This window comes from Streptomyces sp. NPDC004721 (assembly GCF_053601495.1).
In genome coordinates this window covers 1-22,944 of the sequence record NZ_JBSGBZ010000068.1, presented here as the reverse complement: position 1 = coordinate 22,944, position 22,944 = coordinate 1, and the positions used below count along the sequence as shown (strand labels likewise).

At 69.7% G+C, this 22,944-nt stretch carries 22 protein-coding genes; 8 read left to right on the top strand and 14 right to left on the bottom strand.

Annotation, left to right across the window (positions count from 1 at the left end; translation table 11 throughout):
- The first annotated feature begins 3 nt into the window (after positions 1–3).
- Positions 4–405, top strand: a complete 402-nt coding sequence (locus ACWEK3_RS36390) for a thiamine pyrophosphate-dependent enzyme (protein WP_450544764.1) — start codon at positions 4–6, stop codon at positions 403–405.
- Here the strand turns inward: ACWEK3_RS36390 and ACWEK3_RS36385 are convergent.
- From ACWEK3_RS36385 to ACWEK3_RS36355, 7 genes are read right to left on the bottom strand one after another with little or no spacing between them, the layout of a single operon-like run.
- On the bottom strand, positions 351–665 hold the full coding sequence (locus ACWEK3_RS36385) for an L-rhamnose mutarotase (protein WP_453251652.1): 315 nt from the start codon (positions 663–665) through the stop codon (positions 351–353). The two genes, ACWEK3_RS36390 and ACWEK3_RS36385, sit on opposite strands and share 55 nt — an antisense overlap.
- On the bottom strand, positions 662–1,630 hold the full coding sequence (locus ACWEK3_RS36380) for an aldo/keto reductase (RefSeq protein WP_453251651.1): 969 nt from the start codon (positions 1,628–1,630) through the stop codon (positions 662–664). The genes ACWEK3_RS36385 and ACWEK3_RS36380 overlap by 4 nt, the downstream gene beginning before the upstream one ends.
- On the bottom strand, positions 1,627–2,382 hold the full coding sequence (locus tag ACWEK3_RS36375) for an SDR family NAD(P)-dependent oxidoreductase (RefSeq protein WP_453251650.1): 756 nt from the start codon (positions 2,380–2,382) through the stop codon (positions 1,627–1,629). The genes ACWEK3_RS36380 and ACWEK3_RS36375 overlap by 4 nt, the downstream gene beginning before the upstream one ends.
- A complete protein-coding gene (locus ACWEK3_RS36370) occupies positions 2,379–3,719 on the bottom strand; it encodes an L-fuconate dehydratase (protein ID WP_453251649.1) in 1,341 nt (446 codons plus the stop codon). The genes ACWEK3_RS36375 and ACWEK3_RS36370 overlap by 4 nt, the downstream gene beginning before the upstream one ends.
- A 37-nt stretch (positions 3,720–3,756) precedes the next feature.
- A complete protein-coding gene (locus tag ACWEK3_RS36365; RefSeq protein ID WP_390728904.1) occupies positions 3,757–4,785 on the bottom strand; it encodes an ABC transporter permease in 1,029 nt (342 codons plus the stop codon).
- Positions 4,778–6,289: a sugar ABC transporter ATP-binding protein gene (locus tag ACWEK3_RS36360; RefSeq protein ID WP_453251648.1), complete on the bottom strand. Its 1,512-nt coding sequence runs from the start codon at positions 6,287–6,289 to the stop codon at positions 4,778–4,780. Before ACWEK3_RS36360 ends, ACWEK3_RS36365 begins: the two co-directional genes overlap by 8 nt.
- Complete coding sequence (locus ACWEK3_RS36355; protein ID WP_450544752.1) at positions 6,286–7,386, bottom strand: sugar ABC transporter substrate-binding protein; 1,101 nt, start codon at positions 7,384–7,386, stop codon at positions 6,286–6,288. Before ACWEK3_RS36355 ends, ACWEK3_RS36360 begins: the two co-directional genes overlap by 4 nt.
- Positions 7,387–7,548: 162 nt before the next feature.
- Here ACWEK3_RS36355 and ACWEK3_RS36350 point away from each other — a divergent pair, with 162 nt between their 5' ends.
- Positions 7,549–8,286, top strand: a complete 738-nt coding sequence (locus ACWEK3_RS36350; protein WP_384436912.1) for a FadR/GntR family transcriptional regulator — start codon at positions 7,549–7,551, stop codon at positions 8,284–8,286.
- 794 nt (positions 8,287–9,080) lie between these two features.
- Here ACWEK3_RS36350 and ACWEK3_RS36345 read toward each other — a convergent pair.
- Positions 9,081–9,437, bottom strand: coding sequence for a DUF488 domain-containing protein (locus ACWEK3_RS36345; protein WP_450544750.1), 357 nt, complete (start codon positions 9,435–9,437; stop codon positions 9,081–9,083).
- 230 nt (positions 9,438–9,667) lie between these two features.
- On the opposite strand from ACWEK3_RS36345, the gene ACWEK3_RS36340 reads away from it, so the two are divergent.
- Positions 9,668–9,877, top strand: a complete 210-nt coding sequence (locus tag ACWEK3_RS36340) for a DUF2945 domain-containing protein (protein ID WP_450544748.1) — start codon at positions 9,668–9,670, stop codon at positions 9,875–9,877.
- A 12-nt stretch (positions 9,878–9,889) separates the two neighbouring features.
- Here ACWEK3_RS36340 and ACWEK3_RS36335 read toward each other — a convergent pair whose 3' ends face one another.
- Positions 9,890–10,585: an HAD family hydrolase gene (locus tag ACWEK3_RS36335; RefSeq protein ID WP_453251647.1), complete on the bottom strand. Its 696-nt coding sequence runs from the start codon at positions 10,583–10,585 to the stop codon at positions 9,890–9,892.
- A complete protein-coding gene (locus tag ACWEK3_RS36330; RefSeq protein WP_390876967.1) occupies positions 10,582–10,713 on the bottom strand; it encodes a hypothetical protein in 132 nt (43 codons plus the stop codon). Before ACWEK3_RS36330 ends, ACWEK3_RS36335 begins: the two co-directional genes overlap by 4 nt.
- A gap of 137 nt (positions 10,714–10,850) precedes the next feature.
- Here ACWEK3_RS36330 and asnB point away from each other — a divergent pair, with 137 nt between their 5' ends.
- A complete protein-coding gene (asnB, locus tag ACWEK3_RS36325) occupies positions 10,851–12,704 on the top strand; it encodes an asparagine synthase (glutamine-hydrolyzing) (protein ID WP_453251646.1) in 1,854 nt (617 codons plus the stop codon).
- 272 nt (positions 12,705–12,976) lie between these two features.
- A complete protein-coding gene (locus ACWEK3_RS36320; RefSeq protein WP_453251645.1) occupies positions 12,977–13,456 on the top strand; it encodes an SDR family oxidoreductase in 480 nt (159 codons plus the stop codon).
- Positions 13,457–13,597: 141 nt separating this feature from the next.
- Here ACWEK3_RS36320 and ACWEK3_RS36315 read toward each other — a convergent pair whose 3' ends face one another.
- A complete protein-coding gene (locus tag ACWEK3_RS36315) occupies positions 13,598–14,833 on the bottom strand; it encodes a threonine/serine exporter family protein (RefSeq protein WP_453251644.1) in 1,236 nt (411 codons plus the stop codon).
- 753 nt (positions 14,834–15,586) lie between these two features.
- Positions 15,587–15,817 carry a hypothetical protein gene (locus ACWEK3_RS36310; RefSeq protein ID WP_390876971.1) on the bottom strand — a complete coding sequence of 77 codons (231 nt, stop codon included), beginning with the start codon at positions 15,815–15,817 and terminating at the stop codon, positions 15,587–15,589.
- A 505-nt stretch (positions 15,818–16,322) separates the two neighbouring features.
- On the opposite strand from ACWEK3_RS36310, the gene ACWEK3_RS36305 reads away from it, so the two are divergent.
- The 3 genes from ACWEK3_RS36305 to ACWEK3_RS36295 all read left to right on the top strand — a co-directional run bounded on the left by ACWEK3_RS36305 (position 16,323) and on the right by ACWEK3_RS36295 (position 20,759).
- Positions 16,323–18,125, top strand: a complete 1,803-nt coding sequence (locus ACWEK3_RS36305) for an FUSC family protein (RefSeq protein ID WP_453251643.1) — start codon at positions 16,323–16,325, stop codon at positions 18,123–18,125.
- A gap of 384 nt (positions 18,126–18,509) precedes the next feature.
- The gene (locus ACWEK3_RS36300) at positions 18,510–18,980 is read left to right on the top strand and encodes a MarR family winged helix-turn-helix transcriptional regulator (RefSeq protein ID WP_390728918.1); all 471 of its coding nucleotides are present in this window, start codon (positions 18,510–18,512) and stop codon (positions 18,978–18,980) included.
- 186 nt (positions 18,981–19,166) lie between these two features.
- Positions 19,167–20,759: an MFS transporter gene (locus tag ACWEK3_RS36295; RefSeq protein WP_450547617.1), complete on the top strand. Its 1,593-nt coding sequence runs from the start codon at positions 19,167–19,169 to the stop codon at positions 20,757–20,759.
- 178 nt (positions 20,760–20,937) lie between these two features.
- Here the strand turns inward: ACWEK3_RS36295 and ACWEK3_RS36290 are convergent, their stop codons facing one another.
- Both ACWEK3_RS36290 and ACWEK3_RS36285 read right to left on the bottom strand, forming a co-directional pair.
- The gene (locus tag ACWEK3_RS36290; RefSeq protein WP_450547618.1) at positions 20,938–22,584 is read right to left on the bottom strand and encodes an MFS transporter; all 1,647 of its coding nucleotides are present in this window, start codon (positions 22,582–22,584) and stop codon (positions 20,938–20,940) included.
- A 207-nt stretch (positions 22,585–22,791) separates the two neighbouring features.
- Positions 22,792–22,938: a hypothetical protein gene (locus ACWEK3_RS36285; protein WP_450547619.1), complete on the bottom strand. Its 147-nt coding sequence runs from the start codon at positions 22,936–22,938 to the stop codon at positions 22,792–22,794.
- Between the last annotated feature and the right edge of the window lie 6 nt (positions 22,939–22,944).

The window sequence follows — 22,944 nt, the reverse complement described above, 5'->3', positions numbered from 1 at the left end:
CCGGTGCACCACGGGCGGACTTCGGGTGTCCAACTCGGCGACTACGACATCGCTCACTACGCCGCGGCCTTCGGCGTCCACGGCTACCGGGTCGAGTCCGAGGAGCAGTTTGCCAAGATCCTCGACGAGGCGCTGTCGCGCGAGGCGCGCGTCCAGCCCGGCGTCGCCATCATCCCGTTCACACACGGTCCGGGGAGGATCGCGGCCGCCTCCGCGCAGGCCGGCTGCCCTTCAGGAAGCGGCCGTCAAGCAGTGCGCGCAGGCGGGCGAGTTCGTCGTCGACGTCGGGGCGGGTGGTCGGTCCAGCCCACGACATCCGCGATCACCGTGCCCGGTGGCCGGGGCCAGCGTCACGGCAGCTCCCACACGACGGGCAGCCCCGCGTCGGCGCCCCCGCGGGAGTAGTCGTGCACGACGTCGAGCAGCTCGGCCATACGGGCCTGCCAGGCGATGTTGACCGGCAGCCGCTCCAGTTGGGCGAGGAGGCTGGGGTAGTCCTCGCACTCCAACAGGTGGAAGAGGTCGCCGCCGCTGCGCCAGATCGTCCAGGAGGTGGCACCGGCGGCGCGGATGGCGGCGGTCAGCTCGGCCGGGACCTCCCGGTGTGCGGCCTCGTAGTCGGCGATCCGGTCGGGCCGGACCTTGGTGTGCAGGGCGACTCTCATGACGACTCCTGGGTGGGCATCAGGCCCGTCTCGCGCAGTTCCCGCCAGAAGGCGGACGGGACGTGGATTGCGAACTGCTCTGCGCAGTCGCGCACTTCGGCGGCTGAGCCGACACCCACCAGAACGCTGGCCACGGCGGGGTGTGCGGAGCAGAAGGCAAGGGCGGCGGCACGCAGGGTGACGCCATGCCGCCCGGCGACCGCCTGCAGCCGCAGCGCCCGGTCCAGCATCTCCTGGGGCGTTCTGGCGTAGTCGTACGTCGATGCCGGCGTCGGGTGCGCCAGCAGACCGGAGTTGAAGGCGCCTCCGACGACGACCGGCGTGCCGCGCTCGGCGGCGGTCGGGAGCAGGTCGGCGAGGGCGCTCTGGTCGAGGAGGGTGTAGCGGCCGGCGCACAGCACCACGTCGACGTCAGTGTCGCGGACGAAGCGGGTGAGCATCGCGGACTGGTTCATGCCGGCGCCGATCGCCCCGACCACGCCTTCGGAACGGAGCTTCTCCAGCGCCGGGTAGCCCTCGCGGAAGGCCTGCTCGGCGTGGTCGTCGGGATCGTGGAGGTAGACGACATCTAGGCGGTCCAGGCCGAGGCGGCCCATGCTCGCCTCCAGGCTGCGGCGGATGCCGTCGGCGCTGAAGTCCCAGACGCGGTGGTGTGTGGCGGGTACCGCGAAGCCGTTGGCCAGGTCGTCGCCCGTGCTGTCGGCGGGCTCCAGGCGACGGCCCACCTTGGTGGAGACCGTGTAGTGGGCGCGGTCGTATTCCCGCAGGGCCGAGCCGAGGCGGCGTTCGGACAGGCCCAGGCCGTAGTGCGGGGCGGTGTCGAAGTAGCGGATGCCCCGTTCCCAGGCGGCGGCCACCGCTTCGTGCGCCTCCTCGCCGTCGACGTGCCGGTAGAGGTTGCCGATCCCGGCGGCGCCGAAACCCAGCGGGCTGACCTCGACACCGCTGCGGCCCAGGGAGGTCACCGGCCCGCCGGGCGCAGCCGCAGGCCCTGCATGCCGCCGTCGACGGCGAGTGCGGTACCGGTCGTGGCGCCGGACAGGGGGCTGGCCAAATAGGCGATGGCGCCCGCGACTTCGGCGGCGGTGACGAGCCGGCCCGTGGGCTGGCGGGCTTCCAGCGCGGCGCGCTCGGCGGCCGGGTCGGGGGCGGCGTCCAGCAGGCGTCCGACCCACGGTGTGTCCACCGTGCCGGGATTGACGCAGTTCACGCGGATGCCCTCGCGGACGTGGTCGGCGGCCATGGCGAGGGTGAGGGAGTACACGGCACCCTTGGTGGCGCTGTAGAGGGCGCGCTGGGGCAGGCCGGCGGTGGCCGCGATGGAGCAGGTGTTGACGATCGCCGCGTGCGAGGAGGCGCGCAGGTGCGGCAGGGCGGCGCGGGCGGTGCGGACCATGCCGAGGACATTGACGTCGTAGACGCGGCGCCACTCCTCGTCGTCGTTGTCCTCGACGGTGCCCTGGGCGCCGATGCCCGCGTTGTTCACCAGGACGTCGAGTCCCCCGAGGGCCTCGGCGGCCTGCTCGACGGCCCTGCGCACCGAGGTGTCGTCGGTGACGTCGGCCCGGAAGGCGAGCAACGGCTTCACCACGGACGACGGGTCCAGGTCCAGGACGGCGACCTGCGCGCCCCGCTCGGCGAGCAGCTCGGCACTCGCCCTGCCGATACCGGAGGCGCCTCCCGTCACCAGCGCCCTGAGTCCCTGGAAGTCGCTCATGCCGCATGTCCCTTCTGCAGGTCGGGGTCGGCGGCCCAGAAGGAGCCGCCGGGGAAGGTGTACCGCGCGATGGACTCCGGCCGCATGGCGGCCGAGAAGCCCGGGGTGGTGGGGGCCGCGTAGTGGCCGTCCTGGATCACCACCGGGTTCAGGAAGTGCTCGTGGAGGTGGTCGACGTACTCGATGACGCGGTCCTCGGTGGTGCCGGAGATCGCGACGTAGTCGAACATCGACAGGTGCTGCACGAGTTCGCACAGGCCGACCCCGCCCGCGTGCGGGCAGACGGGGACTCCGTACTTGGCGGCCAGCAGCAGGATCGCGAGGTTCTCGTTGACGCCGGCGACGCGGGCCGCGTCGATCTGGAGTACGTCGAGGGCGCCTGCCTGGAGCATCTGCTTGAAGACGATGCGGTTGTGCACGTGCTCGCCGGTGGCGACCTTCACAGGGGCCACGGCCTCGCGGACCGCCGCGTGGGCGAGGATGTCGTCGGGGCTGGTGGGTTCCTCGATCCAGTACGGGTCGAACTCGGCGAGCGCCCTGGTCCAGCGGATCGCCTCGGCCACGCCCCAGCGCTGGTTGGCGTCAATGGCGATGCGGACGTCCGGCCCGACGACCGTGCGGGCCACCCGGCAGCGGCGCACGTCGTCGTCGAGGTCCGCACCGACCTTCAGCTTGATCTGGGTGAATCCGTCGGCAACGGCCTGGGCGGCGAGCCGGCTGAGCTTGTCGTCGTCGTAGCCGAGCCAGCCCGCCGAGGTCGTGTAGGCGGGGTAGCCACGCTGGAGCAGGCGCGTCGTGCGCTCCTTCGCGCTCTCCCGGCCACGGCGCAGGATCTGGAGTGCCTCCTCGGGGGTGAGCGCGTCGGTGATGTAGCGGAAGTCGATCTGGCTCACCAGCCACTCGGGGTCGGCCTCGGCGAGCAGCCGCCACAGGGGCTGCTGCGCGCGCTTGGCGGCGAGGTCCCACACGGCGTTGACGACCGCGCCGATCGCCATGTGCATCACGCCCTTCTCCGGTCCCAGCCAGCGCAGTTGACTGTCGCCGATCAGGTCCCGGAAGAGTGAGCCGGGGTCGCCGCACACCTCGTCGACCAGGCGTCCGACCACGTGGTGGCGCAGCGCGTGGATCGCGGCGACCTGGACGTCGTTGCCCCGCCCGATGGTGAAGGTGAAGCCGTGTCCCTCCGCTCCGCCGTCCTCATCCGTGCGCAGCACGACGTAGGCCGCCGAGTAGTCGGGGTCCGGGTTCATGGCGTCGGAGCCGTCGAGCTCGCGCGAGGTGGGGAAGCGGATGTCGTGGGTGTCGACCGCGATGATGCGGGCGGGCGTCGCAGACACGGATGGCCTTTCGGTCGGTGACGGGAGAACCGGCGGGTCAGTCCTGGGCACGGCCCGTCGTCACACGGGCGATCATGAGCGCGACCAGGATGATTCCGCCATAGATGGCCTGGATCCAGAACGACGGCACCTGGGCGAGGGTGAGCAGGTTCTGCACGACACCGAGCAGAAGTACCCCGGTCAGGGCGCCGAACATGGTGCCCTTGCCGCCGTCCAGGCTGATACCGCCGATCACCGCTGCCGCGAACACTGTGAAGATCATGTTCTGGCCCTGGTTGGCGCTGATCGCGCCGACGTAGCCGGTCTGCATGATCCCGCCCGCCGAGGCCAGGACGCCCGCGACGACGAACACGCCGAGCATGACCCGCTCGACGCGGATGCCGGCCGCGCGGGCCGCCTCCGCGTTGCCGCCGATGGCGTACAGGGCCCGTCCGATGCGGTGGTACTTCAGCAACAGCCCGGCGACCGAGAAGGCGACGGCGGCCAGCCACACCGACAACGGGATGGCCAGGAAGGTGGTGGTGGCCAGGGAGTAGAAGCTGTCGGGCATGCCGAACAGCGTCTTGCCCTTGGTGGCGCCGACCAGCAGACCGCGCAGCACGATCAACATCGCCAGGGTCACGATGAAGGCGTTGAGCTTGAACCTGACGACGAGGACGCCGTTGAAGAGGCCGACGACCGCGCCCACCACCAGGATCGCGAGCAGGGCGAGCGGCGCCGGGAACTTCACGCCCCATCCGGACTGGACCGAGGGGAGCACCAGGAGGGCGCCCACGGCCGGCGCGATACCGACGACCGACTCCAGGGACAGGTCGAACTTGCCGCTGATCAGCACCAGCGACTCGGCGAGCACGACCATGGCGAGTGCGGCGGAGGCGCCGAGGATCGAGATCAGGTTGCGCTCGGTGAGGAACGAGTCGTTGACGACCGTGCCGAGCACCATCAGCAGCAACAGAGCGGGCAGCAGGGCGAGTTCGCGGGCCCGGCGCAGCAGGACCGTCCTGGCCGAACCCGCGGCGGCGGCGCGTGGCGGCGCGAGCGGGGCAGCCGCCTTGGTGTCAGCCATGGTCAACTCCTTCTATGGAGGCGATCAGCTCGTGGTCGCGCCAGCCCGCCTGGTGCTCGGCGACGACGTGGCCGTGGAAGAGGACGAGGACGCGGTCGCAGCGGCGCAGGTCGTCGAGTTCGTCGGAGACGACGAGGACGGCGGTGCCGTCCTCGCGGGCGTTGTCCATCCGTGCCAGCAGTGACTCCTTGGACCTCACGTCGACGCCGGCGGTGGGGTTGATGAGCACGAGCAGGTGCGGGTCGGAGGCGAGGGCGCGGGCCATGACGACCTTCTGCGCGTTGCCGCCGGACAGGTCCGCCACGGGCTGTTCGGGGCCCTCGGTATGGATGCCGAGGCGCTCGATCAGCTCGCCGGCGACACCGCGTTTGGTGTCGGTGGAGACGAAACCGAAGCGGCCGAGCCGGTCCGGCACGCTCATGGTGGCGTTGTCGCCGACCGTCATGCCGGCGACCAGTCCCTGTTCGTGCCGGTCGCGGGGCACACAGCCGACGCCCGCCCTGAGCGCGGCCCGCACATCGCCGAACGGGAGTTCCCTGCCGTCGAGTTCGGCGGTCCCGCCGGTCGGGGTGTACAGGCCGGCGAAGGTCTCGGCCAGCTCGATCTTGCCGCTGCCGCTGGAGCCGGCGAGTCCGACGACCTCGCCACCGCGGACGGTGAGGTCGACGTCCGCGTACGCCTCGGAAGTGAGCCCGCGCGCGTCGAGCACCACGGGGGTGCCGACGGTGCTCGCGTCGCGTACGTGCCGGCGCTCGTGCTCCGTGACCGACTCTCCCGCCATCGCCTCGACCAGGGCCGCGCGCGACAGGTCGGCGACCGGCGCGGTTGTGATCCAGCGGGCGTCGCGCAGCACGGTGACGGTCTGACAGACCTCGTACACCTCCTGGAGGTGGTGTGAGATGAACAGGAAGGTGACGCCCGAGGCCTGCAGAGCGCGCATCCGCGTGAACAGCCGCTCGATCTCGCGGTTGTCGAGCTGGGCGGTTGGCTCGTCGAGGACGATGAACCGCGCGCCGAAGCTCAACGCCCGAGCGATCTCGACCATCTGCCGGTCCTCGACCCGGAGTTCGCAGGTACGGGCCTCCGGGTCGACGTGCACGTCCCAGGTATCGAGGAGGTCGGCGGCCTGCTTCCTCAGCCGGCGCCAGCTGATGAGGCGTCCGCGGCCCGTGGGCTGGCGGTTGATGAACAGGTTCTCCGCGACCGTCAGTTCCGGAATGACCGTCGGTTTCTGGTACACACAGGCGACCTTGCGGCGCCAGGCGTCGCGGTCGGTGAGTGCGGGCGCGGGCTCGCCGTCGAAGCGGACCTCGCCCTCGTCGGGCGCCTGGAGGCCGGTGAGCACGGCGACGAGGGTGGACTTGCCGGCGCCGTTGCGGCCGACGAGGGCGTGGGACTCGCCGGGCAGGACGGTGAGCCGGCCGTCGGCGAGGGCGACGGTGGGTCCGTAACGCTTGACGATGCCCCGCGCCTGAACCAGCGGGGTGGTGTCGGGGCTGCTCATCGGACCGTGTTGCCCCAGAGTTTGGGGTCGTCGACGTTGTCTTTGGTGACCAGTGGCGCGGGCAGTTGGTCCTCCAGGATGCCGCTGGGCAGCTTGACGATCGTGGAATCGTGGTCGGTGGGGCCCGGCTTGAACGTCTTGCCCTGCATCGCCGCCTTGACGTAGTACATGCCGTACTTGGCGTAGGCGTCGGCGGGCTGTGAGACGGTGGCGTCGATCTCGCCCTTGCGGATGGCCTCGTACTCCTGTGGAATGCCGTCGTTGGAGACGATGACGATGTGCCCGGGCGTGCCCGCTTTCTTCAGCATCTTCTTGGACTTCAGGGTCTGCAGGGTGGGCGCGAGGTAGACACCGCCCGCCTGCATGTAGATGCCTTTGATGTCGGGGTTGGCGTTCAGGAGCGTGTCGAGCTTGGAGGCGGCGGTGTCGGACTCCCACTTGGCGGGGATCTCCAGCACCTTCAACTTGGGGAAGTTCTTCCGCACGCAGGAGCGGAACGCCTCCGAGCGGTCGCGGCCGTTGACCGAGGCGAGGTCGCCCATGATCTGCACGACCTTGCCCGAGCTGATGTGCGCGCCCAGGTACTGGCAGGCCTTCTCGCCGTAGGCGACGTTGTCGGCCCGCACGACCATGGCGACCTTGCCCTTGTCGGGTGCCACGTCCACGGCGACCACGGGGACGCCCTTGCGCTCGGCCTGGTCGAGTCCGGCCTGGATGGCGGCGCTGTCCAGCGGGGCGACGACGAGGCCCTTCACGCCCTGGTTGAGCTCGTTGTTGATGTCGGTGATCTGCTGCGAGGGGTCACTGTTGGAGTTGACCGTCTTCAGTGCGTCGACGCCCTGGGACGTGGCCATCTTCGGCACGTAGTCGTTGTACGACTGCCAGAACGGCGAGGTCAGCAGGGGCAGGATCACCCCGACCTTGCCGTTGCCGTCCCCTTTGGCGCCCGCCGCGCCGCTGTCCTTGGTGCTGCCGCATGCCGTGAGCGCCAGGGTGCCGCAGGCGGCCGCGGCCGTCGCGCGCACCGCCCACGAGGAGAATCGCCTGCCTTGCCGCTGCCTGCCTTGCCGTCCGTTCCGCGCTGTGCTGCCGGCCATCTGTCGGCTCCTCATCGAGCGAAATCGAGCAGTTGACCGCATATTTATCAGACCACTTGGCGCCCTCAACACCCTACTGCGCCAAGATTTCCCACTTTCCGGCCGTAGTGGTCCGACCACATCGATGGCTAGACTGCGGCGCACGGTGACAGGAGGAGTGGCGTGGACGAAACCGCTACGGAGGAGACGGAACCGGAGACCGCCGCGGCCGCTCCGCAGAAGGGCACGGTGACGCAGCGCGCCATTGAGCGGATCAAGGCGATGATCACCGAGGGCCTGCTGGAGCCCGGGCAGCGCCTGCCCACCGAGCGGGACCTCGCGGCCCAGTTGGGCATCTCCCGCAGTTCGATGCGTGAGGCGATCCGCGCGCTGACCGTGCTCGGCGTGCTGGAGGCCCGGCACGGCTCGGGCATCTACGTCACCCGGCTGGAGGCCGGTGACCTGCTGGAGACGTTCGGCGTGGTCGCCGACCTCTCCCGAGGCCCGCGCCTGGTGGAGCTGCTCGAGGTGCGCCGCATCCTGGAGTCGACGGCGACCGCGCTGGCGGCGGCCCGGATCACCCCGGACCAGCTCGCCGAGGTGGAGAAACACCTGACGGCGATGAACGCCACCGACGATCCGGAGGAGATCCTCGCCCACGACCTCGCCTTCCACCGGGAGATCGCTGTGGCCGCGGGCAACGAGACGATGGCCGCGATCCTGGACGGCCTGTCCTCGCGCACCTTCCGCGCCCGCGTCTGGCGCGGCTACCAGGAGGAGGGGGCCTTCGCCCGAACCCGCCGCGAACACGCCGCGATCCACCGGGCACTGACCGCCCGGGATCCGGAGGCCGCGCGGGCAGCCGCGGCCGCGCACGTCGGCGAGGTGGAGGAGTGGCTGCGGGCGCAGCTGGAGCGGTAGCGGCCCCGGAATTCGCCCCGGCCGGCCGCGCTCAGGGACCGACGGCCGCACGGGCGTCGCGTTCCGGCGCGGGCAGGAGCAGGAGCTGGTCCAGGGCCCGGCGCAGCGTCTCACGCCAGGTTGCACGGTGCGCGGGTGGTGCTGTTCTGTGCCGGTGGCTTCGGTGGCCAGACGTCGAACGACTCAAGCCCTGGCACACCCTGACGGGCCGCCAGCACTCCTTCCTCGATCACGACTGGATGGCGGAGTTCGGCGAGCAGCTCCCCGCCTACCGGCCGCCATTGGCCATGGACGGCGACACGCGCCCGATCGATGCCTGAATGCGCACTCGACGCATCCTGCCTCTTCATGCCGTTGGATGGCAGGCCGCGCGCGGGTCAGCAGACGGCTGTGCGGCCACCATCCACGGGCAGCAGAACGCCGTGGACGAAGCTCGCCGCGTCGCTGGCCAGGTAGTCCGCCGCCGCGCTTGGCGGGTGCGCGGTACTCATGGCGCTCGCCCAGCTCCGCTTCGTACCGCTATATCTCAGACTCCGGTTCTCACCGGGCTTGTGGGCTTCCCCTACGCCGCCGGCGCCACGGACGCGCTGCTGTGGCTGACCGCCACCAGGCCCCCCGGGTGCCACCGCGTACGCTGTCGTGGTGATTGTCCTGATCACCGCCCTGATCGCCGGCATCGCGCCCCGGACCGTGGTCGCCGCCGCCCGCGGGCAGCTGCTTGCTGAGCTTGGATGAGTTACACACCGACCTGGGCCCTTGGTCACCCTTCAGCAGGCCCGGCCGCTAGCCGCGGCCTACTCCGAACGTATTAGCTGCACGAGAACTTCCGCCTCGCTGTGCTCGAGGTCCTTTGTCGCGGTCAGCAACGTCACAGGCCCGGTCCGTGCCTCATCACGCAGGTGGCCCAAAGCCTCGGCCCGGTCCGGTTCTGTCAACTCGGATTCGTAACGGCGCTTGAACTCGGCGAACTTGGAGGGCTGATGGCCGTACCAACGGCGCAGCTCATCGGACGGAGACACCGCCTTGAGCCACTCGTCCAAGTGGGCCCTTTCCTTGGACAGGCCGCGAGGCCACAGCCGGTCCACCAATACACGCCTGCCGTCGGACGGTCCGGCCTCCTCATAAACGCGGCGCGCGCGCACCTCCTGCATGGCACCATCACCCCTTCTCGAGCCTCCGACGTCCGCACCACCCGCCGCCTCGACCCGCCAGGTGGTGGGGTCTTAGTTCATTATTACCTTCAGTCGATCATTTCACCTCTCCGGTCTTCGCGGCGATCGACGATCTAAGCTGGGAGATGAAGGTCGGCGACGACTCTTCGTGCGATCCGCAACTTCCCTGACCAAGCGCCTGCTCGGCCCGCGTCCAGAAAGGAACGGGAATGGTGAAGCAATTCACGGTTGGAGACCATGTCAGATGGAACTCCGAAGCCGGATACGTTGAAGGAGTTATCGTCAAGAAACACACGCACGACGTGGAGTACAAAGGGTACGTGCGTCACTGCACTGAAAGCGACCCACAATACGAGATCAAGAGCGACAAAACTGATCACATCGCCATGCACAAGGGAGGCGCCCTAACGAAACTTTAAAAGACGTGACCATCATTCCAGGGCCTCGTCGGGCAGGCCGTCATTGAGCGACTCGATGACCCAGTCGGCCTTGGCCTCGGCGAGCTGGGTGGAGTTGAAGTTGCGGCTGGCCACCCCGACGCAGGCGACCCCGGCCGCATGCGCGCCCGCCACGTCGTGCGGGGTGTCGCCGACGACCAGGCAGCGGTCCGGGTTCAGGTCCTCGCCGTAGACCGGAGAGCCCCGGCGTATCGCGATGGGGGTTACCTCGGCGCGGTCGTTGGAGTCCGAGCCGTAGCCGCCGAAGGAGAAGAACCGGTTCAGGCCGACGCGGTGCAGCTTGATGTGCGCGGCGGCCTCCAGGTTGCCGGTGATCAGGCCGAGCAGGTATCCCCCGTCGATCAGCCGGGGCAGCAGGTCCTCGACGCCGGGCAGCACGCGGTGGTGCTCCGACTCGTTCACGGTCTGGCGCAGGTAGTGCAGGCGGCGTTCCAGGAGTCTGGCGAACTCGTGCCGTTCGGGCTTGCGGCCCAGTACGGCCTCGAAGGTCTTTCGGCCCACGTCGGGGTCGGTCATGCCGGTGTCGGTGAACTTGCCGATGTCGGCGGGAATGCCGTACAGCTCGTCGAAGGCCAGGCGCCAGGACCGGGCCCCTGCCCCGCCGGTGATGATCAGGGTGCCATCGATGTCGAACAGCAGGGCCAGGTGCCGGTAATCAGGGGGGCTCATCCGGCCGGCCGTTCCGCGTGCCCGCCGAAGCCCTTGCGCATGGCCGACAGGACCTGGTTGGAGAAGTGGTCCAGGTCCCTGGAGCCGAACCGGGCGAACAGCGCGGTGGCCAGGGTGGGCGCCGGCACCCCCTACGGCGCGCGCCACCGCGGGACGAGAGGACATGAGCTGCGCGGGTCCGGGGTCGCTGTTAGCGTCTTGCGGGGGGCGGATCTCCACGAAGCTGGATATTTTTCCATGCTTCTCCACGATGAGGAGGCCCCCCATGTGCGGAATCTCCGGTTGGGTGTCCTATGGGCGCGACCTGCGGCAGGAACGCCCCGTCGCTGAGGCCATGAACGCCACGATGGCCTGCCGCGGACCGGATGCACAGGGCCTCTGGCTCGACCGCCACGCGGCCATGGGCCATCGTCGGCTCGCCATCATCGACCTGCCCGGCGGCGTCCAGCCGATGACGCAGGACACCCCGGACGGCGATGTCGTGCTGGTGTATTCCGGTGAGGCCTACAACTACACGGAGCTGCGTGACGAGCTGCGCCACCGCGGGCACCGCTTTCGCACCGACAGCGATACCGAGGTCGTGCTGCGGGGCTATCTGGAATGGGGCGCCGAACTCCCCGAACACCTCAACGGCATGTTCGCGTTCGCGATCTGGGATGGACGGTCAAAGTCGCTGCTCCTGATCCGCGACCGCATGGGCATCAAGCCCCTGTACTACTTCCCGACCGAAGACGGCGTGCTGTTCGGCTCCGAGCCCAAGGCCGTCCTGGCCAACCCCATGGTGCCCCGCAGTGTCGACCTGGACGGCCTGCGTGAGCTGTTCTCCAGGGCCAAGACCCCCGGCCACGCCGTCTGGGCGGGGATGAGGGAGGTGGAGCCCGGCACGGTGGTCACCGTCGAGCGCTCGGGCCTGCGTGCCCGCCCCTACTGGCAGCTGCGTGCTGCCGAGCACACCGACAGCCGTCAGGACACCGTGGCGCGGGTGCGAGAGCTGCTCGACGACATCGTCCGCCGCCAGTTGGTCTCCGACGTGCCGCGGTGCGTCCTGCTCTCGGGCGGTCTGGACTCCAGCGCGATCACGGCACTGGCCACCGAGCAGATGCACGGAAAGGAGACGGTGCGCAGCTTCGCCGTCGACTTCGTCGGCCAGAGCGAGAACTTCATCCCCGACGGTCTGCGTTCCACGCCAGACACCCCCTACGTCCACGACGTCGTGGCGCACGCGGGTACCGAGCACCAGGACATCGTGCTCGACCCCGAAGGCCTGGCCGATCCAAGCGTGCGCGCCGCCGCAGTACGGTCCCGGGACCTGCCCCTGGGCCTGGGCGACATGGACCAGTCGCTGCTGCTGCTTTTCCGCGCGATCCGGGAGCACTCCACGGTGGCGCTGTCTGGTGAGTCGGCGGACGAGGTCTTCGGCGGCTACGCATGGTTCCACGATCCCGCCGTGCGGGACGCCGGCACCTTCCCCTGGCTGGCGGCTCTGGAGCGCCAGCACGGCCGTGGTGGCGGTTCGCTGCTCGAACCCGAGCTGCGGGAACGTCTGGATCTGCGGGATTATCTGGAGCGGCGTTATCAGGAGGCGCTGGTAGAGGTACCACGCCTGGAGGGGGAGAACGACCCGTTGGAGCGCCGCATGCGCGAGGTGTGCTACCTCCACCTGACCCGCTTCGTGCGGATGCTGCTGGACCGCAAGGACCGGCTGAGCATGGCCACCGGACTGGAGGTCCGCGTCCCGTTCTGCGACCATCGCCTGGTCGAGTACGTCTTCAACACGCCGTGGTCGCTGAAGACCTTCGACGGCCGGGAGAAGAGCCTGCTCCGGGCGGCCACCGAGGATCTTCTGCCGCGTTCGGTCGTCGAGCGGGTCAAGAGCCCCTACCCCTCGACTCAGGACCCGGCGTACGTGGTGGCACTGCAGAGACAGGTCCGCGACCTGCTCTCGTCGGACGGCAGTCCCGCTCTGGACCTGCTCGACCGAGGCCGGCTGCGGGAGGTCACCGCCGTCGAGCCCGGCCGGGTCACGACCGCGGACCGCAACGGCCTGGAGCGGACCCTGGATCTGGCCGTGTGGTTCGAGCTGGAACGACCCACGCTCGCGCTCGGCTCGAGCGCATGACACCGCCCCGCGGACGCACGGTCGCCGGACCCACAAGGCCTGGCGGTATTGAGGACCTTTGAAAACGGCTCTGTCCGCAGTTCCGTGAAAGTTCAGCCTCGGAGCGAGTCGTTCGTCGTCGTTGGTCGTTCGTTCGTAACCGCGACGGTCTGCGACGTGTCCGACCGGTGCTCGGTCGAGGTCTTCGTCGAGGAAGCGGTCCAGGCCCTCGGCGGTATCGACGTGCTGGTCAACAAGCGGGCATCGCCGGACCCACCAGTCCGATGGAGGAGATGGACCTCGACCAGTGGGAAGTGGTCTTGGCCGTGAACCTTACCGGCACTTTCAACGTCACCAGGCCCTCCATCCCCTTCCTGAAGAAGTCCGACGCCGGCGTCATCCTCATCATGAGCTCCCTCGGCGGGCGCTACGGCTACCCGAACCGCAGCCCCTATGCGACTACCAAGCGAGGATTGGCCGGCCTCACCGAGACCCTCGCCATCGAACTCGGCGACGTAGGCGTCCGCGTCAACGCGATCGCCCCCGGCGCCGTCGCCGGCGAGCGCATTCAGCGGGTCCTGCAGGGCCGGGCCGATGTCAGTGGCCGCAGCCTGGCGGATGTTACCGCTGACGCCCTGAGCATCCAGTCCCTCAAACGCTTCACCGACCCCGACGACATCGCTGCACTGGCCCTCTTCCTCGCCTCAGACAGCGCCAAGTCCATCACTGGACAGACCATCCCCATCGACGGCGGCTCGAAGGCCGCGCAGTGACACGCGATGAGAATTGGTGTCGCAGCAGCGGGCGCCGTTGGTGGCAGAAGCCCCAGACCGCGGCATGGGTCGACGAATGACGTATAGGGGAACGCCGCTTGCTTGGCCCGAGAGGGTGTAGATCATATGGTGCCGCCTCGCCTAGGTTTCGCTGTGCCCCTGCGTGAGCGCTTCGCCGACCACGAGGCCGATGGCGAGGGCGGTGACGATCGTGACCAGCTTCAGCAGGTCCTGGAAACCCTCGACGTAGCCGCCGACCAAAGTGGTCAGGCCGCGCATGCCGAGCGAGCCGACGGTGAGCGTGAAGAAACCGGGCAGGATCAGGATCAGCCGCGGTGGATGGCGCGGCCCGCGCGCGATCAGCGTGGCCGCAGCGGCGAGGACGACCGCGGCGACGAAGGTGCTGCCCGTTTCCCCGGCGAGCTTCGTGAGCGCCGACTGCACGCCGACGGTGACGTAGACGAGCAGGAGCAGCGGCCAGAAGAAGCGCAAGGGGATCGCGAAGGCGAGCATGGTGCCCGCTGTGAAGACGATCCAGGCCAAGAACAGCGCCCACCGAGGCAAGTCGGAGTGGGCGGCGACGTCGAAGAGGGCGTGGGGGGAGGCGCCGGCGAACAGGACGCCGAGCAGGACGCCGACGTACAGCTGGACCAGTAGGAAGACGGAGTAGACGAGCCGTATCGCACCGGTGGTGATCAGACCGGCGGCCAGCTCGGCGGTCGCCGCGCTCAGGTAGTCGCCGGGAATGAAATAGAACAGCGCCGGGAGCATCAGCAGGACGGGACCCCCGTGCGCAGGGTTGTTGGCGAACAGTCCGATCGTGACGACGGAGACCGTCGTCGACACCGCGAGCGGAAGGAACCGGTGCAGCCGGGGCACACGGTCGGCGGTGACTGCGAGAGCAGCGGCGACCGCGCCCAGCACGGCCGTGGTGACGATCTCGTACCAGGTGGGCTGCATCAACGGTGCGAAACCCAGCGCGAACAGCACGATGCCGAGGAACTTCAGCCACCACGGGTACGGTGCCGGCGCCGCCTCGATCTCCATCAATCTGCGATCGGCCTCCGCGATTCCGGTCCGGCCTGCCCGCACTTCGGCGAGGAACGGTTTGAGCGCGGCGACCTGGTCGAGGCGAAAGACCTCTGGGAAGCCGTGCACGATGACGGTGCGGGTACTGCCGTCCGCCGCGGTGACCGTGAGCGCCGCTGCCTCCGGCACCAGCAGCAGGGACGCGACGCCGCCGAAGGGACGCGCACTGTCGGCCACGGCTCGCTCGATGAGATGGGCGCCCTCGCCGGACGAGCGCAGCAACAGGCCGGCCAGCCGCGCCAGGAACGCCGTGAGATCGTCGAGATCCGCGACCAATCGCTGCTCCACGCACGCCTCCACAGCCTGCATCCTCGTTCCAGGGCCAGGAGTTCCTGCTTACATGAGCGGCCGCCTCAGGGCACCTCGGGCGGCACGATCCCCGTCATGGGTAGTCGATTGCGATCCGAAGACCATCCCGCCCGAGGCCGTCTTCCGCCAGGCGCGGGCCGTGGACAAAGGTGAAATCGCCGTCCCCGACGCATCCGGCCTGGGCGTTCAACTCGACATGGACAGCCTCCTCGCGGCCCACGAGCTTTACCGGAAGGAGGCGCTGGGTTCGCGGGATGACGCCGCCGGAGCGCTGACGGTCCGGACCGCCGCCGACCTCTCACGCCCGACGGCCGGCATCGCACCAATCGCACCCCTGGTCGACCTGGCCGCGGCGCCGGTCGGCACCACTGCGGACTCCGCCAGGACCCCGTCGCGCCCGTCCTCGCCGCGCTCCGGTCAGGGTGACCGTTTCGAAGAAGTCGCAGGCCAGCAGAACACCAGCCCGGGAGCGCAAGAAGTCGGCCCACGTACTGGAACTGCATCCAGGCGCGGGATCGATCCCGGCCTCCTTCAGGATCTCCCATACCGTGCAAGCGGCCACCTTGATCCCGGGCACAAGCAGTTCGTCATGCACCCTCCTGCAGCCCCACGTGGGATTCTCCCGAGCCAGGCGCAGTGCCAGGGCGCGGACGGAGTGCACAGTGCGCGGCCGGCCCGAGCGCTTCAGCCGAGAACGGGCCGCGTGGTGGCGCCCGACCCGTAGCAATGCCATCACAGCACCGTGTCCGGGCGCACAAGCAACCGCAGTCGACGCAGTGCATCGCGCGGCAGTCGGTGCAGCAACGCCGCCAGGCACGCACCATCGCTCGGTCCGAACCGCAGCCTTTCCCCACCCAGTTGCCGCTCCAGCACCGTGATCTCATGACACAGCGCCAGGACCTCCACGTCCTTGTCGCGTTCGCACATCGATAGCAACCGCAGCACGACAAGCGCGTTTGTCACACCCAGGTAGGCCTAGCAGCACGATCGATCATGCTCCCGCCGTTCTCGGCACTCACGCCAGAGCGCCGCCCCGGCAACCGCCACCAAGATTCCTTGAACTACGCACACCGCCTCCCACCAGGTCAGATGAGGTTTTCGGCAAGGAGAGCCCACTTGCTTTCGACCTGCAGTGGCGTGAGCGCTGTCTGCCAACGTTGGTCAGCCTCGGTCTTCCTCGCCCGGTTCGGCGACGGCCCACAGAGATGCCTGGTGCTGTGACCTGGATGGGCGGGTGCCTCGCGGCAACTCTCCTGCACCGCGCGGCCCGGCAGCCGTGGCGCGATGGGCGGCAGTCGAGCCGGGACGGCGGCTCTCGCGGAGGACACAATGCCCGGGGGGCGCAGGGCGAGCGTCGGGACGCTGTCCGTGCTGCCCTGGAAACATGCCTCAAGGACCGGCAGCGTCACTGGCGCCGATCCCGCCCGCGCCGGGGCCGCGCCCTATCGGGATCCGCTCCCTGTTCGCGTTGCGTGACGCGAGGCGGCGGTGGCCGTTCGCGGCACGCGCGGGGCTGTGCATGGGCGTGCCGGTCGTGATCGGCTGGGCCGCCGGCGACACTGCGGCCGGTCTCATGGCGACGATCGGTGGCTTCACCGCGTTGTATGGCAGTGCCCTGCCCTACGTCTATCGCGCGGGCAGGCTCGCGCTCATTGCGGCGTCCCTGGCGTTCGCGGTCGGGATGGGCATGTGGGCTGCCGCTGTCGTGTGGGTCGGCGTGCTCGTGGTCGCCCTTATCGCGATGGTGGCAACCCTGCTGTGCAATGCCCTGGCGGTCGGTCCTCCCGGGGCCTACATGGTCGCCCTCGCCTGTGCCGCCGGCACCGCGATGCACGCGGGGCACCTGAGTCCGTGGCACACCGGCCTGCTGGTGCTGGCGGGCGGTGGCTTCGCCTGGCTGGTTCATATGTCCGGCGCGCTGCTGTGGCCGCGAGGTCCGGAGAAGTCCGCGGTCGCGGCTGCCGGTGACGCGGTGGCGCGGTTCGCCGAGGCGGTGGGCACACCCCGGCAGGACACCGCCCGGCACTGGGCCGCTCTGGCGATGCACGAGTCATGGGCGGCGCTGGTCAGCTACCAGCCGATCCGCACCACCCCCGACAGCACGTTGTCCAGGCTGCGCCGACTCAACCGCGAACTGCATCTGATCTTCGCCGACGCCATGCGAGCCGCAGCCCGCGACGTACCCATGGACCCGGCCGTACCCGACCGGGCACGACGACTCGCCGCTCAGGCCCAGCACCCGTCCTCGGCTGGTGCCGTGGCCAGCGAGGAGGAGATCCCGCTCGGCGGCCCCGGGCCGCTCGGCCTGGTGCGGCAAGCGGTCATGGCCGGGTCGGGACAGCTCCTCGTCACCCTGCGGGTTGGCGCTGCGGCCCTGGTGGCCGGAATGATCGGCGCCGCCCTGAGTCTGGACCACGCCTACTGGGCCCTCGCAGCCGCGGTGCTGATGTTGCACCAAGGCTTCGACTGGTTCCGCACCGTGCAGCGCGGCCTGGAGCGTCTGGTCGGCACCTGGGTCGGGCTGATTCTCGCGCTGGGCGTGCTCACTGCGCATCCCAACGGGCTGTGGCTTGCGCTGACCCTCGTGCTGCTGCAGTTCGCCATCGAGATGTTCGTGGTGCGCAACTACGCCCTGGCCGTCATCTTCATCACCACCGTCGCGCTGACCATCGTGAGTGGCGGACAGCGCGTTTCCGGGCTCGGTGGACTGCTGCTCGCCCGCGGGGTCGACACCGCTATCGGCTGCGCCGTGGCATTCGCGGTGTTCCTGATGACGCTGCGGGTCGGGGCGGCGACACGCATCCCGGCAGCGATCAATCGCACCCTGGAAGCAGTCGGCGCCGTATCGGACCGTCTGGCCGAGAGCGCAGTCACCACCCCGGGTGCCTGGGCGGCCCGACGCGATCTTCAGCTGCAGGCCATTGGCGTACTCCAGGCCTACGACGCGAGCGTCAACTCCTCGGTTGTCCGGCGCAGTGACGCGGAGCTGATGTGGCCCACAGTGGTCGCCACCCAACGGCTGGCCTACCGGGTGCTCTCCGCCTGCTGGACGCTGGAGCAGGTCGGCAGCGGCAGTGAGGCGGCACGCGGGGTTTCCCGCTCGCTGTTCAGTGCCCACGGCGACGAGCAGCTGCACCGAGCGCTCGCGGCCCTTGCCGGCGCGATCCGCACAGGGACCGCACCGGCACCTCTCGGAGAGGTGCCGTCCTTCCTGTCCACCGAGCTGTTGACCTTGTACGAGTCCTTGGTGCAGACAGCCCCGGACAGCTGACCCGCTTCACCGCGGGCAGGTGCGCCGTCCTGGTCTGTTCGCAGGTGAGCGGGGCGATCCGGACCGTTTCGGTCCGGCGGGGCAAGCGGCTGGCTTCCGGCTGGTGGTAGTCGTCGACCACGGGCCGGCTGGTGCATTACGGGAGTGCCGCGACCGACCCCGACGGGCTCAAGGTGACCAGGACGACCAGCTACGACGCCCAGGGGCGCGTGATCAAGACGACGCTGCCCAAGTAGTCACGCCGGGAGCTCCGCTGTCCCCTCCCGTGTGTCATCAGCCGCGAGTCCGAGGTGGCCGACGGTCCTTCACCCGGGCCTCTTGCCGGCCGACGGCAGTTAGTTACCTATGTTGACATAGGTATATAGGCATACCTATAGTCGGCGCGTGCCCGACTCCAGCACCTCCAGCAGGCAGAACGACCATGTGGCCTCGGTCCTCGTGGCGGTTCTGCCCGTGCTGAACAGGGCGCTCGAGCGGCGGGTGGTCCAGGACTTCCCTCACCCGACGCTGCCGGAGGGGCAGCTCACTCTGCTGCGGCTCGTGGAGGAGCGTCCGGGCGTCACGGTACGTGACGCGGCGGACGCCCTGCTGATGAAGCCGAACAACGTCAGCGCCCTCGTCGCCCAGCTCACCGAGTTGGGCCTGTTGGAGCGCAGGCGGGATGCCGTCGACAAGCGGATCGCTCATCTGCACCCCACGGCCCTGGCTGCGGAGCGACTCGCGGAAGCGCGGGGGCTGAAGGAAGCCCACATGGCGCGTCTGCTCGAGACCCTCACCGACGGTGAGCAGGACGCCCTCGGCTCGGCCTGTGGCGCGTTGCTGGCGTTGACCCGGCGCTTCTACTCCGCCGACTGACCTTCCGGCACCGGTTCTCCGGCGCGAGCGCCCGGTCCCGTGCGCAGCCCGCACGTCGACCGCGCCGTTGCCCCGCGGCCCTCCCCCCCCGTGGGTGGCCGCACGCCGCCATATCTCCGCCTGTGCCGAAAACCTTGACCCATCTCGTCGACTTGTCGACGTTCTCACCACAGACAAGGCACCTGCATGCCCTCCACCGCCGTGGACCACTCAACCCTGCCCACTCCGTCGCCCCTGGGCGCCGAGCGGGGACCGCGCTCCAATCCGTGGCTGACGCTGATCGCCGTCGCGATCGGTCTCTTCATGGTCAACCTCGACGGATCCGTGGTCTCGATCGCGAACCCGGAGATCGGCCGTAGCCTGCACGCGTCCACCGCCGACCTGCAGTGGGTCACCAACTCCTACCTCATCGCCATGGCCGCCGCCCTCATCCTGGGCGGCAAGCTGGGTGACCGGTTCGGGCGGCGCACGTACTACATGGCCGGAGTCGCGGGCTTCGTCGTGGCCTCCGTCATGATCGGGCTGATCGGCTCCGTCGAGGGCGTGATCGCCTTCCGCGCGCTGCAGGGGCTCTGCGCCGCGCTGCTGATCCCCAACACCCTCGGCCTGCTGCGAGCTGTCTTTCCGCCGCACAAGTTCGGCACGGCGGTGGGCCTGTGGGCCATGGTGGCCTCCTGCTCGACCGCGCTCGGACCGATCGTCGGCGGCCTGCTGGTAGAGCACGTCAACTGGGAGTCCGTGTTCTACATCAACGCGCCCATCGGCATCGCGACCCTGGTCTTCAGCGCGCTCGTGCTGCCACAGAGCAAGGACTCCACCGGCCACCACCGCTTCGACATCCCCGGCGTGATCCTGCTGGCGCTCGGTCTGGTCGCCGTGGTCTTCGGCGTGATCAAGGGTGAGACCTGGGGCTGGGCCTCGGGGGGAACTCTGGGCTCACTCGCCGCCGGACTGGTCCTGCTGGTGCTCTTCGGCTGCTACGAGACCCGTGTCCGGCACCCGCTGCTGCCCATGCGACTGTTCCGCAGTCCGGCGCTGACCATCGGCGCGCTCGTCACCGCGATCAACTTCTTCGTGCTGCTCGGCGTCATCTTTTTCCTGATGCTGTACCTGCAGAACGTCCGGGGCCTGCCCCCGGTCGAGGTGGGTGTGCGAACTCTGCCGCTGAGCCTGGCCTCCGTGGTGGCGGCACCGCTGGGCGCGGCGCTGACCGAGCGGCTCGGCGCCCGCCTGTCCATGCCGGCCGGCATGCTGCTGGAGGCGGTGGCCTCCGTGTGGATGTTGACCTGGGACGCGCACGCCTCGTACGCGGCCATGTGGCCGCCATTCGTCCTGATCGGCCTGGGCGTCGGCATGGTCATGTCGGCCTCCTCCGACGCGATCGTCGGCAACGCGCCCGTCCGGGACGGCGGTGTGGCGAGCGGCCTGCAGTCCACCGCACTGCAGATCGGCGGCGCCCTCGGTACGTCCGTTCTGGTCTCGCTGATCAGCAGCCGGGTCGGAGCCACGCTCGCCGCGGAGCTGACCGGCGCCGGGGTGCCGGCCTCCGCGGCACACGGTTTGGAGGAGGCCAAGGATGCCGTGGCCATGGGCATTGCGCCGGTCACGGACGGCATGCCCGCGTCGCTCAGGGCCGCCGTCGTCGAGGGCAGCGGCAACGCCTTCATGAACGGTGTGCACGCCGCCGTTCTCGTCACCGCCGTCCTGTGCGTTATGGGCGCCCTCCTCGCCGTGGTGGGCCTGCGTCGCGACACGGGCCCGGCCGCCGGCGAGGACTGACGGCGGGCGCTCGAGGCAGGTACGGTGCCGTGACCCTGGCGGGGTGGAGAACCGCTGTACCGATTGCGCTGCGCCGACGTGCTCCGTCCCGACCGGTGACGGCCCGCCCGCCGCCTTGTGTGTGGCGGACGGGCCGTGCACGTCGATGGTCCTGGTGACGTAGTCGGGAGACTGGAGGTCAGGGATGGGCGGCGTCGGCAACCGGTTCGGACCTGCCGTCGTGGCCGGGCAGCGCGGGCGCGGTCACCTCGTGCCCGGCGGCACCGCGGGCGTGGAGGCCGATCATGCCGAAGGCGGTCAGCGCCGCGGCGACGGCGGCCGCCACACCGCACACCAGGTAGGCGGTGCTGAAGCCGCTGCCCAGGGCGTCCAGGGCCAGGCCGTGTGCCGCGGATCCCGGGGCGCCGGGCGGCAGGCTGTTCACAGCGATGGGCCCTCCGGCCCCGGCGATCTCGCGTGCCGCTGCCAGCTGACCGGCCGGCAGGTCCGCGCCGGACAGGTTCGCCGCGAACGCCGACCCCGCGTTGCTGAGGGCGACCGCGCCGACGACGACGGGGCCGAGGACGAAGCCGAGATCGCGCAGCATGTTGGTGGTGGCGCTGGCCATGCCCGCCAGGTTCAGGGGCACGCTGTTCAGCGCCACGGCCGTCACCGAGCTGACGGTCAGGGCGAAACCGACGCCGATCAGCAGGGCGGGCGCGACGAACGCGCCGAATCCCGGGTCTCTGACGTCCAGTTGGGTGAACAGCAGGCAGCCGGCTGCCATCAGAGCGAATCCCGAGGTCAGCAGCCAGGACGCGGCGATCCGGTGCAGGAGACGCGAGACGGCCGGGATGAGTACGAAGGCCGGCCCCTGCAGGAGCAGGAAGAGGATGCCGACGCGCATCGGATCCTGGTGCTGCACGGGACCCATCCACATGCTCGTCGCGAAGCAGGCGCCGAGGAAGGCGAGCATCCCGATGACCGCGACGACGGACGACACGGCGAACGCCCGGTTGCGGAACAGCTTCAGGTCGAAGATCGGGGACTCGGCCCCCAGTTCCACCACGATGAACCCTGCGAGGAAAACCGCGCCGAGGGCGAGGGAGAGCATGACGGGCAGGGTGATCCAGCCCGACTCGGGCCCCTCGACGGCGCCGTACAGCACCAGGATGAGACCGACGGCGAAGGTGATCTGGCCGGGCACGTCGAACCTGCGGCCCTGGGGTGCCTTCGACTCCGTGGCCAGCACCAGGGTGAGCACCATGCTGACCAGGGCGAGTCCGACGAGCACCCAGAAGGAGCCGCGCCACGACCCGACCTTGGCGAACATGCCGCCGAGCAGAGGTGAGACGGCGGCGCCGGCGGACAGGAAGCCGCTCCAGAGTGCCACCGCGTGTGCCCGTTCCCGCAGGGTGCGGGTGACGGCGGTGATCGCGGTGAGCGAGCCGGGGAACATGGCGCCGGCGCCCAGTCCGTTGAGGGCGGCGCCGACCCACAGCACCTGCACGGTGGGCGCGAGCGCGGCCACGGTGCTGCCGGCGGCGACCAGGGCCGTGCCGGCCACGACGAGCCTTCGCCGCCCGAAGAGGTCACCGAGGACACCGAAGGTGAACTCGAAGCAGACCACGGCGATCATGAACGCGGCGGTGATCCAGGTCAGTTGGGATCCGTGTGTCTTCAGGTCCTCCTGGAAGAGCCCGAGCAGCGAGGCCGGCAGCGCGTTCGCGACCTGGGCCACGAAGACCGCACCGCAGGCGGCAGCCAGTGTTCCCGCGTAGCCCGGTCTCCGGGCGGCCCCCGCGGTTGGGCCCTGGGACGTGGTCGTCCCGTTGTTGAGCGTCATTGCTGTTCTCCCTGGCTGGGGAAGGCGGACGTCCCGGAAGCAGGAGCCCCGAGAGCGTGAAAGCGCTCGGCTCGGCGCACGCGGTGGGGGAGAGGGCACGTCGCGAGTCCGGCGTGGTGTCGTGGAGAATGACACTTCGCTTTACGTCACGTCAATGAAATGCGCACAACTTAAGGTGAGTGGTCTCGATGTAAGGTGAATCGAGGTTCAGAACCGCTCGGCCAGGTCCGTCTCCAGGGCGCGCGCGGCGGCGTCCAGAGTTGCCACCAGGGATCGGAGGCGGTGCGGGTCGTAGCGCACGCTGGGCATCGACACCGACAGGCCGGCCAGCGCGGTGCCGTCCCGATCACGCACCGGTAC

What these genes read in the sequence shown, in the direction of transcription:
- ACWEK3_RS36320 (WP_453251645.1), top strand. Translation starts at nt 12,977, where the DNA reads ATGGACCTCGACCAGTGGGAAGTGGTCTTGGCCGTGAACCTTACCGGC.
- ACWEK3_RS36335 (WP_453251647.1), bottom strand. Translation starts at nt 10,585, where the DNA reads ATGAGCCCCCCTGATTACCGGCACCTGGCCCTGCTGTTCGACATCGAT.
- ACWEK3_RS36295 (WP_450547617.1), top strand. Translation starts at nt 19,167, where the DNA reads ATGCCCTCCACCGCCGTGGACCACTCAACCCTGCCCACTCCGTCGCCC.
- ACWEK3_RS36385 (WP_453251652.1), bottom strand. Translation starts at nt 665, where the DNA reads ATGAGAGTCGCCCTGCACACCAAGGTCCGGCCCGACCGGATCGCCGAC.
- ACWEK3_RS36290 (WP_450547618.1), bottom strand. Translation starts at nt 22,584, where the DNA reads ATGACGCTCAACAACGGGACGACCACGTCCCAGGGCCCAACCGCGGGG.
- ACWEK3_RS36360 (WP_453251648.1), bottom strand. Translation starts at nt 6,289, where the DNA reads ATGAGCAGCCCCGACACCACCCCGCTGGTTCAGGCGCGGGGCATCGTC.
- ACWEK3_RS36375 (WP_453251650.1), bottom strand. Translation starts at nt 2,382, where the DNA reads ATGAGCGACTTCCAGGGACTCAGGGCGCTGGTGACGGGAGGCGCCTCC.
- ACWEK3_RS36345 (WP_450544750.1), bottom strand. Translation starts at nt 9,437, where the DNA reads ATGCAGGAGGTGCGCGCGCGCCGCGTTTATGAGGAGGCCGGACCGTCC.
- ACWEK3_RS36355 (WP_450544752.1), bottom strand. Translation starts at nt 7,386, where the DNA reads ATGGCCGGCAGCACAGCGCGGAACGGACGGCAAGGCAGGCAGCGGCAA.
- asnB (WP_453251646.1), top strand. Translation starts at nt 10,851, where the DNA reads ATGTGCGGAATCTCCGGTTGGGTGTCCTATGGGCGCGACCTGCGGCAG.
- ACWEK3_RS36365 (WP_390728904.1), bottom strand. Translation starts at nt 4,785, where the DNA reads ATGGCTGACACCAAGGCGGCTGCCCCGCTCGCGCCGCCACGCGCCGCC.
- ACWEK3_RS36340 (WP_450544748.1), top strand. Translation starts at nt 9,668, where the DNA reads ATGGTGAAGCAATTCACGGTTGGAGACCATGTCAGATGGAACTCCGAA.